At 73.7% G+C, this 10,373-nt stretch carries 8 protein-coding genes; 5 read left to right on the top strand and 3 right to left on the bottom strand.

Annotated elements, in window-relative coordinates; translation table 11 throughout:
- The first annotated feature begins 410 nt into the window (after positions 1–410).
- The 4 genes from E1300_RS42760 to galT are packed head-to-tail and all read left to right on the top strand — an operon-like array spanning position 411 to position 5,449.
- Complete coding sequence (locus tag E1300_RS42760) at positions 411–3,296, top strand: sensor histidine kinase (protein WP_165503247.1); 2,886 nt, start codon at positions 411–413, stop codon at positions 3,294–3,296.
- Between the two features lie 7 nt (positions 3,297–3,303).
- Complete coding sequence (locus E1300_RS42755) at positions 3,304–3,681, top strand: DUF742 domain-containing protein (protein ID WP_131762996.1); 378 nt, start codon at positions 3,304–3,306, stop codon at positions 3,679–3,681.
- Entirely contained in the window at positions 3,662–4,327 is a 666-nt protein-coding gene (locus E1300_RS42750; RefSeq protein WP_131762995.1) for a GTP-binding protein, read from the top strand. Before E1300_RS42755 ends, E1300_RS42750 begins: the two co-directional genes overlap by 20 nt.
- 39 nt (positions 4,328–4,366) lie before the next feature.
- Positions 4,367–5,449, top strand: coding sequence for a galactose-1-phosphate uridylyltransferase (gene galT / locus E1300_RS42745; RefSeq protein WP_242619757.1), 1,083 nt, complete (start codon positions 4,367–4,369; stop codon positions 5,447–5,449).
- A gap of 9 nt (positions 5,450–5,458) precedes the next feature.
- On the opposite strand, the gene E1300_RS42740 is transcribed toward galT, so the two are convergent.
- On the bottom strand, positions 5,459–5,866 hold the full coding sequence (locus E1300_RS42740; protein WP_131762993.1) for a DUF4259 domain-containing protein: 408 nt from the start codon (positions 5,864–5,866) through the stop codon (positions 5,459–5,461).
- 137 nt (positions 5,867–6,003) lie between these two features.
- Here E1300_RS42740 and E1300_RS42735 point away from each other — a divergent pair, with 137 nt between their 5' ends.
- The gene (locus tag E1300_RS42735) at positions 6,004–7,017 is read left to right on the top strand and encodes a hypothetical protein (protein WP_131762992.1); all 1,014 of its coding nucleotides are present in this window, start codon (positions 6,004–6,006) and stop codon (positions 7,015–7,017) included.
- A 47-nt stretch (positions 7,018–7,064) separates the two neighbouring features.
- Here the strand turns inward: E1300_RS42735 and E1300_RS42730 are convergent, their stop codons facing one another.
- Together E1300_RS42730 and E1300_RS42725 are read right to left on the bottom strand one after the other, a co-directional pair.
- Positions 7,065–8,006 (bottom strand): hypothetical protein, encoded by a 942-nt coding sequence (locus tag E1300_RS42730; protein WP_131762991.1) that lies wholly within the window; start codon positions 8,004–8,006, stop codon positions 7,065–7,067.
- A gap of 70 nt (positions 8,007–8,076) precedes the next feature.
- The gene (locus E1300_RS42725; RefSeq protein ID WP_131762990.1) at positions 8,077–10,164 is read right to left on the bottom strand and encodes a PQQ-dependent sugar dehydrogenase; all 2,088 of its coding nucleotides are present in this window, start codon (positions 10,162–10,164) and stop codon (positions 8,077–8,079) included.
- Positions 10,165–10,373 lie beyond the last annotated feature (209 nt).

Here is a 10,373-nt window from a genome sequence, read left to right as displayed (position 1 = left end):
CCCGCGGCCGGGTGAACGCGGTCCGCGGCCGGGTGAACGCGGTCCGCGGCCGGGCGGACGCGAGCGGCGTCCGCGGCCGGGCGGGGGCGCCGGCGCGATGATCATGTCCATGTGGTGTGCGAACCATCACGCTGGGAGATGGTAGGGGCATTTTCGGTTCAACGTGCGCACTTAATGTGATGAGTCGGAAACTGTCGACACACGGTTCCGGTCGTTCTAGGCTTCCGTCGTTCCGCGCGAGCGCTCCGTCATGCGCGCGGGCCGCTCCGTCATCGTCGCAAGCTCGTCCGCCAAGCGAAAGTTCAGCCGAAGTGCCACATCGAGGCCGCCCCCTGGACGCAGCCGCCGGCCGCCGCCGGACGGGGCCCAAGGGCGCGCGATTCCGGTCCATCCGCTTCAAGGTCATCCTCATGGTCACCGTGTCGGTGGTCTCCCTCGGCGTCCTGTGGGCGTTCGCCGCGAGCATCGCGCTCGGCGAGGGGCTCAACCTCCGGCACGTCAAGACGGTGCAGGACCACTACGGCTACCCGTCGGGCGCGCTCGGCAGCGCGCTCCAGGCCGAGCGTCGGCTGTCGATGGTGTACCTCGGCAGCCGCACCGAGGTGGACCGGGCGTCCATGGAGTCCGGCCGCCTGGTCACCGACCGGCAGGCCGAGCTGTTCCGCTCGCTCGCCCGCGACGCCGCGGCCCGGGACGTGGCGCCGGTCCAGGCCCGCCGGCTCGCCGCGACGATCCTCGGGCGGCTCGACGCGCTCGACGCCGGGCGCCGCGCCATCGACTCCGGCACGACGGACCGGAACCGCGCGTTCGCCGACTACACCGCGCTGCTCGCCGACATCGGGTCGCTGCAGGGCTCGCTCGCCACGCTCGACAACTCCGAGGTCGCCAAGGACGCCCGCAACCAGGCGTCGCTGAGCCGCGCCCGCGAGGCGCTCGCGCAGGAGGACGCGCTGCTCGCCGGCGCGCTCGCCGCCGGCCGGATGACCCCCGCCGAGCACGCCCAGTTCGTCAAGCTCGTCGGGACGCAGCGCTCCCTGTACGGCTTCGCGGCCGGTGAGCTGCGCAGCTCCGACCAGGCGTACTACGAGCGCGTCATCGCGATGCCCGAATACGCCCGGCTCCGGACGCTGGAGGACCGGTTCGTCGGATCCGCGCGGCTCGTCCGCGGCGGGACCACGTCCGGCGTCCTGTGGAAGACCACCGCCGACTCGAACCTCACCCGGCTCCGCGGGCTGGAGCTCGCGGTGACCGCGGGCGCCGAGCGGCGCGCCGAGCCGATCTCGGACGGCATCATCACCCGCGTCGTGCTGGCGGGCGTGCTCGGCCTCGGCGCCGTGCTCGCGTCGCTGGTCATCGCCGTCTGGGTGGCCCGGTCGGTCATCCGCGAGCTGGCCCGGCTGCGCCGCGAGGCGATCGACCTGGCCGACGTCCGGCTGCCCGGCGTGATCCGGCGGCTGCGGCGCGGCGAGGAGGTCGACGTGGCCGCCGAGGCGCCGCCGCTGGCGTTCGGCACCCGCGAGATCGACCAGGTCGGCGACGCGTTCAACGCGGCCCGGCGCACGGCGATCCAGAGCGCGGTCGAGGAGGCGACGCTGCGCCGCAACGTCAGCGACGTCTTCGTCAACCTCGCCCGGCGCAGCCAGACGCTGCTGCACCGCCAGCTCAAGCTGCTGGACGCCATGGAGCGGCGCATGGAGGCCCCCGACGACCTGGAGGACCTGTTCCGCGTCGACCACCTCGCCACCCGCATGCGCCGGCACGCCGAGGGCCTGATCATCCTGTCCGGGCAGCCGCCCGGCCGCGGCTGGCGCAGCCCCGTCGCGATCGTGGACGTGGCGCGCGCCGCCGCGTCCGAGGTCGAGGACTACACCCGCGTCAACGTGGCGCCGATGTCGCGCGCCGCGATCGTCGGCTCCGCCGTCGCCGACGTCATCCACCTGCTCGCCGAGCTGATCGAGAACGCCACCGCGTTCTCCCCGCCGCACACCACCGTCCAGGTGCAGGGGCAGGCCGTCTCGCACGGCTTCACGCTGGAGGTCGAGGACCGCGGCCTCAGCATGGACGAGCCGAGCCTCGCCGCCGCGAACGAGCGGCTCGCCACCGCCGCCGAGTTCGACCTGTCCGACAGCGCGCAGCTCGGCCTGTTCGTCGTCGGCCGCCTCGCGCGCCGGCACAACATCAAGGTGACGCTGCGGACGTCGCCGTACGGCGGCATGACCGCGATCGTCCTGCTGCCGGAGGAGCTCGTCGTCCGCGGTGACGCCGAGGGCTTCGACACCGCCGCTCCGGCGATCGCCACGCGCCGCGCCGCGGACGCCCTCGTCCCGGTCGGCACGGTCGTCGGCGCCCGCCGCCACCCCCCGCGCCCCGAACTCGCCCCACCCCGGCCCACCGGCTTCACCACCCCACCGCAGCCCGACGCCTTCGGCGAGCCGCCCCGCAACGGCACGCTGGGCGGCGGATTCGGCGAGCCGCCGTCCGACGACGCGCTCTCCGGCCGCCGCGGCGGGCCGCCGTCCGAGGAGCCGCTGAGCGGTGGATCCGGTGCCTCGCTGAGCGATGACGCGCTGAGCGGCCGGTTTGGCGGGCCGCCGCGTGATGGCGCGCTGAGCGGTGAGTCCGGTGTCCCGCCGCGCGATGACGCCCTGTCCGGTGGGTTCGGCGGCTCGCCGCGCGATGATGCGCTGAGCGGCGGGTTCGGCGAGTCGTCGTCCGACGACGCGCTTTCCGGTCGTTTCGGCGGGGCGCCGCACAACGGCTCGTCCGGCGGGGCGCCGCGTGATGGTGTGGTCTCCGGTGAGACGCACGACGGCGCGTCCGGGCGGGCGTCCGAGACGACCCGGGCGGCCGGGACGGACGGTGGGGGCGAGGCGAACGGGCCCCGGCCGGTGTTCGAGGAACCGCCGCAGGGGCCGATCCCGCCGCCGCGCCGCACGCCGTCCCCGTGGGGGGACATTCCCGGCGAGCGGGAGGCGGAGAAGGCGCCGGACCCGTCCTTCGACGCCGAGCTGGAACGGCCGCGCTCGGCGCCGCAGCGCATCCCGCGGTCGCCGCGCGAGGTCAGGCGGCGGCCCGCGGGCGAGGCGCGGGCGGGCGCCGACCGTCCCGCGCTGCCGAAGCGCGTCCGGCAGGAGAACCTCGCGACGCAACTGCGAGAGGAGGCCGCGGCCCAGGTCCCGACCGCACCCGAGCCGCGCGCCGACCGGTCGCCCGAGCAGGTCCGGGCGATGATGTCGTCCATCCAGCAGGGCACGAGGCGCGGCCGCGCCGAGTCCCTCGACATCGAGGACACGTGAACGGTCGATGAGCGGTCCTGGCAGCGAATGGCTCGACGAGGAGGCCGGGCCGATCGTCCGGTCCTACGCGCTCACCCGCGGGCGCGCCCGGCCTGCCACGAACGAGGCCTTCGACATGATCACGATAGTGTCGACCGCGGCGCGGCCCCGCGCGGGGACGCCCGGGATCGGCCCCGAGCACGTCGACATCCTGGAGATGTGCCTCCAGCCGCAGCCGGTCGCGGAGATCGCGGCCAGGATGGGGCTCCCCCTCGTCGTCGTCCGCGTCCTGCTCGGCGACCTGCTCCACCACCGGCTCATCGCCGTGACCCGCCCCCAGCCGGAGAGCGAGCTCTCCAAGGAACGTCTGCTCAGGGAAGTGCTCCATGGACTCCAAGCCCTCTGACCCCGCGCACGCCCCGGGGGACTGGGGGGCCGCCCCCGAAGGCGGCGGCGACCCCGCGGCCGGCTCCGTCCCGGCGGCGCCGGTCGCGGTGAAGATCCTCGTGGCCGGGGGCTTCGGGGTCGGCAAGACGACGCTCGTCGGCGCCGTCAGCGAGATCCGCCCCCTCCAGACCGAGGAGCTCCTCACCGACCAGGGCGTCGGCGTCGACGACCTCGAAGGCGTGGAGCAGAAGAGCACCACCACCGTCGCGATGGACTTCGGGCGCATCACGATCCGCGACGGCCTCGTCCTCTACCTGTTCGGCACGCCCGGCCAGGACCGCTTCTGGTTCATGTGGGACGAGCTGTCCTACGGCGCGCTCGGCGCCGTCGTGCTCGCCGACACCCGCCGCCTCGCCGACTGCTTCCCCGCCGTCGACTACTTCGAGAACCGCGGGCTGCCGTTCGTCATCGGCGTGAACTGCTTCGACGACGGCTACGACTACACGGCCGAGGAGATCCGCGAGGCGCTCGACCTGGGCGGCGACACCCCCGTGGTGCTGTGCGACGTCCGGGAGCGCGCGTCCGGCAAGGAGGTGCTGACGACGCTGGTCCGGCACGTCCTCGCCGTCCACCAGGCGGAGTCGGGCGGAGTGGCCGCCCGCTGACGCTAGGGTGGGGCAAGATCGACGATGGATGGGGCGACGTTGCAGGTCACACGGACGCGCGCGCGGCTGTCGGACGGCCGCGAGATCGTCTACTACGACGAGGAGCCGGGCCGCGTGCCCGTACCCGATCCGCGCGGCCTGCCGCCGGTGGAGCCGCTGTGCGAGACCCGCCGCGACCCGCTGACCGGCGACCACGTCACGATCACGGCGCACCGCAACACGCGGACGTTCCTCCCGCCCGCCGACCAGTGCCCGCTGTGCCCGGGCGGTCCCGCGTCCGAGATCCCGGACCCGTCCTACGACGTCGTCGCGTTCGAGAACCGCTTCCCGTCGTTCGACCTCCGCACGCCCGGCGTGACGCCCGCCGTCGACGGCGCGGCGATCTTCGAGCGCGGGCGGGGCGCGGGGCGCTGCGAGGTCGTCTGCTTCACCGACGACCACGGCGCGGCCATGTCCGCGCTGCCCGTCCACCGCGTCCGGACGGTCATCGAGGCCTGGGCCGACCGGACCGCCGAGCTGTCGGCGCTGCCCGAGGTCGCGCAGGTGTACGTGTTCGAGAACCGCGGCGTCGAGATCGGCGTCACCCTCCACCACCCGCACGGGCAGATCTACGGCTACCCGTTCGTGACACCGCGCACCGCGTCCATGCTGGCGGCGGCCGGGCGGCACCGCGCGTCCACCGGCGGGGAGCTGTTCGCCGACGTCCTCGCCGCCGAGCGCGCGGGCGCCCGCGTCGTCGCCGCGGGCGAGCACTGGACGGCCTTCGTGCCCGCCGCCGCCCGCTGGCCGGTCGAGGTGCACCTGATGCCGCACCGGCACGTCCCGGACATGGTCGCGCTGACCGGAGCCGAGCGCGACGAGCTCGCCGTCCTCTACCGGGACCTGCTGCGCCGCTGCGACGCCATGTACGGGACGCCGCTCCCGTACGTCGCGGGCTGGCACCAGGCGCCGGTCGGCGAGGGCCGCGACCTCGTCCGCCTGCACCTGGAGCTGTTCTCCGTCCGCCGCGCCGCCGACAAGATCAAGTACCTGGCGGGCTCGGAGTCGGGCATGGCGGCCTGGATCAACGACGTCCCCCCGGAGGAGACGGCCGCCCGCCTCCGCGACCTCGCGGGCGCCTGACCGGGGCCGCTACGCCAGGGCGGCGCGGTAGGGGGCGAGGGCGGCCTCGGCCTTGTCCAGCGCGCCGCTGTCGACCCAGAGGGCGTACCACTCGTTGTCGGACGGGTCGGCCGCCCGCGCGAACACGCGGACCGCGAGCGCCCGCAACTCGTCGTCCGCGATGAAGTCGAGTTCCTCCAGGTACTTCCGGGCGCTCCCCGCGATGGGCACGGACGGGTCGGCCCGCGCGGCGACGAGGCAGGCGGCGGCGAGCGCCGACTCCACCTCCGAGCCGTCCAGGTAGCCGTCGCGGTCGAGGACCGCGCTCATCTCCGCGCGCAGCCGGCCGGGCACGTCGCGCGCCGTCCGGTCGGCCAGCCCGCCGGTGAAGTCCATCGCCGCGTCGCTCTCGAACGGCCCGTAGCCCCACGCACCCATGCGCCCTCCTCCGAAGTCCTGCGCGGCAACCTAGCCCGTCCCACCGACACGTCCGCGGGGTAGAGGGTGGTGGCGCGACCACTGGAATAGTGTCGCTCCCCGGAACGATCTGCGCGCGATGGCCTACGCTCCGTCACATGATCAGAAACGTGCCGGCGGAGCCGCTGGCGCCCGGCGCGTTCGACGGGGTCGCGGTGACGGCCGCGGGGGACGCGCTGGCGTTCGCCTCGCGTCCGGGGGAGGGCGCCAACGTGGGGCGCGCATGGGACCTCGCCACCGGCGCGCCGCTCGGCCCGCCGATCCCCGAGTTCCCCGACGACGGCGCCGAGTGGGCGTTCGGCGCGCTGCCCGGCCCGGCCGGCGCGCTGCCTGGCCCGGTCGGGGCGCCGTCCGGTCCGGTCGTGGCGTGGACGCGTCGCGACCGCGTCCACGTCCACCATCTGCGGACGGGCGCGGAGCTGGCGCTGGACCCGGACCGCGCCACCCAGCCCGACCTCATCGGGCTGGCCGCGCACGGCGGGCGCGGCGCCGTCGTCGCCGTGTTCGGCCCCGCGCACGACGCCGGGGTCGTCGTCTGGGACACGGCGACCGGCGAGGAGCTCGGCGAGTTCGGCGTGTGGCTGGGCCACTGGTCCGCGATCGACCGCCTGCTGCTGCACCACCTGCCCGCGACCGGCCCCCTCATCGCCCTGACCTGCGACACCGAGCACGCGGACCTCGCGGACGCCGCCGAGGCGCACCAGGTCCGCGTTCTGGACGTGGAGCGCGGCGAGGAGGTCGCCCGGCTGCCGTCCCTCGGCTGCCGCCACGCGGCGCTCGTGCCGGGGCCGGAGACCGGGCCGGGCGGGGCGCTCGTGGTGCAGCCCGACGGGGCCGACCTGCTCGTCCGGCGGCTGGACGGCGAGCGGGTCGCCGCGCTGGCGGTCCCGGGGACGTGCGAGCAGCTGGCCGCGGCGTCCGTGGCGGGACGCGTCGTGGTCGCCGCCGTCCTGCGCGACCGGCCGGACGAGTCGCTGCTCTGGGACGCCGCGTCGCCCGATCCGTCCCAGCGCGTGGGGGTTCCCGCCCCGGTCAACGATCTGGCGCTGGCCCACGACGGCACCCTTGTGCTCGCCACCGACGAGGGGCTCTACAGGGCGAGGAGCGCGTGAAGCGCCGCCGGCGATCCGGACGGATCACCGGCGGCGCGGGGAAGCGGTCAGCGGCGCGAGTACTTGTACTGGTGCAGGACCTCCCACGCGGTCGCGGGGCGGTCGAGGAACATCAGGCCGTCCATGCGGCAGTTGCAGGGATTCTGCTCGCGGGTGTTCTGCGGGTAGCTGCCCCCGATCTTGATGCCGCGGGGGTCGGTGGCGGACGTGACGTCCGGCTCCGGATCGCCCTCCAGCTTCCACGGGTCCCCGGCGACGGTGAGGAAGCCGGGCAGCGGGCGGCCGTCCTTGTACAGCGCCATCGCGCCGGTGTCGAAGTCGAACGTGGCGGCGAGGTGCACCCAGGTGCCCACCGGCAGGATCGTCCGCCAGTCCTCGTTCGCGGCGAACGTCTGCGAGCTGCCGCCGTCGATCCGCCGTCCGAGCGCGACGACGCGCTGGGTGCCGGACACGTCGATGATCTCCAGCAGGGCGCGCACGCCGTGCCCGTCGGAGTCGCCGCTGAGCAGCCCGGCGAGCCCGACCGCGTTGAAGCGGTCGTTCGGGTCGGGGGTGTTGGAGTTCGGGTTCGGATGGCTCGCGCCGGTCACCTTGAACCAGCCCATGACGGTCGCGCCGCGGGCCGCGTTGAACGCGCGCAGGGACGGGACGCCGGTCGCGGAGTAGATCCCCGCCTTCCAGTCGTCATTGCCCGCGATCTCCGGGTTGACCTGCTTGGTCTGGATGACGTGCCTGCGTGCGCCGTCCCGGACCCGCATGGCCTGACCGCCGTTGATCAGGCTGATCGTCGTCCCGGACCGGCCGAGGTCCCGCTCGCGGGACGGGTCGCCGAACACCGGGTGCTCGAAGTCGTAGTACGCCACGACGTTCTTCTTCAGGGTGGGGAACACGCCCGGTGCGCCGCCGGCCTGCGCGGGGGCGGCGGCGGTGGCGAGCGAGGCGCCGATCAGGGCGGTCGCGAGGACCGCCGTGCCGCGACGAGCTTTCATGTCGTCTCCTTGGATGCCCCCGGACGGGCGGCGTCGGCGCCGCCCGTCCGGAGGGGCCTGCTGCTTGGCCTTACTCGGCGGGCGTGCCGCGGACCGTCAGGTCGCGGAGCCGGCCGATGTTGTCGAACGAGCCGAACCCGACCCGGCCGGAGCCGAAGGTCGTGTCGAGCGCCGTCATGACCGGGCGGGCGCCGCCGTCCACGTACACGGCGATCTCCCCGGTGCCCGCGCAGTGCGTCACGCGGACGCCGTGCCACTTCTCGTCCGTGATGGCGGGCGGCGCGCCGTGCGACCGGTTGGCGTTCCACTGCTGGTCGATGCGGAGCCGGTCGGCGCCGTTCACCACGAAGATCCCGTTGTGCGGGTAGATCGTGTTGTCGCTGGACAGGTGGGCGTAGTAGAAGTGCGTGTCGTCCCGGTAGCCGAACACGATGATCACGTCACGGTTGCTGATCTCGACCGGGGTGTCGAGCCGGACCTCGGCGTCGATCCTCGCCGACGCGAACACCGGGCCGGACTTCAGCACCGCGTACTCGAACGGGCGGCGCGGCCCCGGACGCTGGACGCCCTCCTCGGCGAGGATGACCTCCCGTCCCGGGAACCTCCACTTGGACGGCGTGACCGGCGCCCAGTTCTTCGCCGCGGCCACGTGGCTCACGCGCTTCGGCCCGGGCTTGCACCCGGCGTACTGCTTCGTGCCGACGATCTTCCAGATCTTCCCGTTGGCCTTGGCGAGCAGGTACAACTCGCCCTTGGCGTCCGACCCGTAACGCAGGTCGACGCGGTTGTCGCCGGCGAGCTGCTTCATCGTGACGGGGTTGCCCGCGGTGTCGTAGGCGGCGAGCTGGTAGATCTGCGCGCGCTTCTGACCCGTCGGGTCCTGCTTCATCTCCCGCTCGTTCGTGTAGAACAGGCGCCCGTCCACGATGTCGGTGAACAGGTACTTGCCGCGCAGCGCGGGCAGCTTGCCCCGGTACACGTAGCCGCCGGAGATCGCGTGGCCGGTGTCGCTGGCGCAGTCCCAGTTCGCGGGCGGGTCGTGGTCGTACGCCGCGACCGGGTAGTCGTAGCCGTACTTCGCGTCGTCCGCGGGCAGCGGGTAGAGGTGGCAGCGGTCGTCCTTCCGGAACGTGAACGCGCCCTCCCGCTCGCTCCAGCCGAGGTTCGAGCCCGCGTCGATCTGGTGGATCGACTCGATCTCGTGCTCGCCGATGTGGGCGAGGAACATGCGGTGGCTCCCGCCGGTGTCCCAGCTGAACCGGTGCGGGTCGCGCATCCCGTAGGCGTAGATCTCGCCGACCTTGCCCGCCTGCCCCGCGAACGGGTTGTCCGCCGGGATGCCGTACTTGCCGTTGGCGCTGTTCGTCCCGGACGGGTCGATCCGCAGGATCTTGCCCTGCGGCACGGCGAGGTTCTGCGGGTCGCCGCCGTTGTCGCCGACGTTGCCGTTGCCGCCGTCGCCGACCGCCAGGTAGAGCTTGCCGTAGTCGGCGTCACCGCGCCTGGCGTTGGGGTTGAAGTCGATCTGCTGGACGTTGTGGATGCGGCCGGAGAACCCGATGCGCAGGATCTCGCGGTGCGTCCCGCTGAACGTCCCGGCCTTCGGGTCCGTCGCCGTCCACTCGTCGATGACGCCGTGGAAGCCCGTCTTCGGCTGCGGCGTCAGGTCGGGGGTCTTCGTGGTGAGCGCGTTCCCCGCCTCGACGTGGGCCGTGTAGAACTTGCCGTTCCGCTTGAAGTCAGGATGGAACGCCACGAACCCGAAGCCCTGGCCGAGCCCCGCCGCCGAGAAGAAGTCGGGGTCGAACGTGGCCTTGACGTCCAGGTACACGCTCGGCGTGCGGGTCTTCTTGTCGAGGAAGTACAGCTTGCCGTTCAGGTCGGGCACGTACAGGCGCCCCGACCCGTCCGGCAGCTCGCCGACGTGGTTGATGCGGTTCCACCGCACCAGCCGCGGGTCGGTGGGCGGCGCCGAGGGCTCCGACTTCGGCAGCCGGGCGACCTCCTGGAGGACGAGGCCGAGGCCGGAAGGGGCGGGATCGTCGGGAATCGGATCGAGGATCGGGGCGGGATCCTGCGCGGCGCTCGCCGGTGGAACGGCGAGGACGGACGCCAGCAGCGTCGCGATCGCCAGCAGGCACCATCTCAGTCTTGTCATTCCGGCCGTCCAAGGGTGGGGGTTGGGGGTGGCTGGAAAGCGCTTTCTGGAAGCGCTTTCCAGAACGTAAGGCCGACCAGGCCCGACGTCAAGAACGAAATCCGGATCGCATCCGGAGGTACGCGGCGTGCAGGACGGTCGCGGCGGCGGACACGGCGAGCCCCGCGGGCGCCGCCGCCGCGTGGCCGGCCGCGGTCAGCGCCACGGCC

Origin of the sequence: Actinomadura fibrosa (genome assembly GCF_900659615.1) — a bacterium.
Classification (GTDB): Bacteria; Actinomycetota; Actinomycetes; order Streptosporangiales; family Streptosporangiaceae; genus Spirillospora; species Spirillospora fibrosa.
Note: the sequence above shows the minus strand (reverse complement) of the source record. Positions and strands in the feature narration are given on the sequence as shown.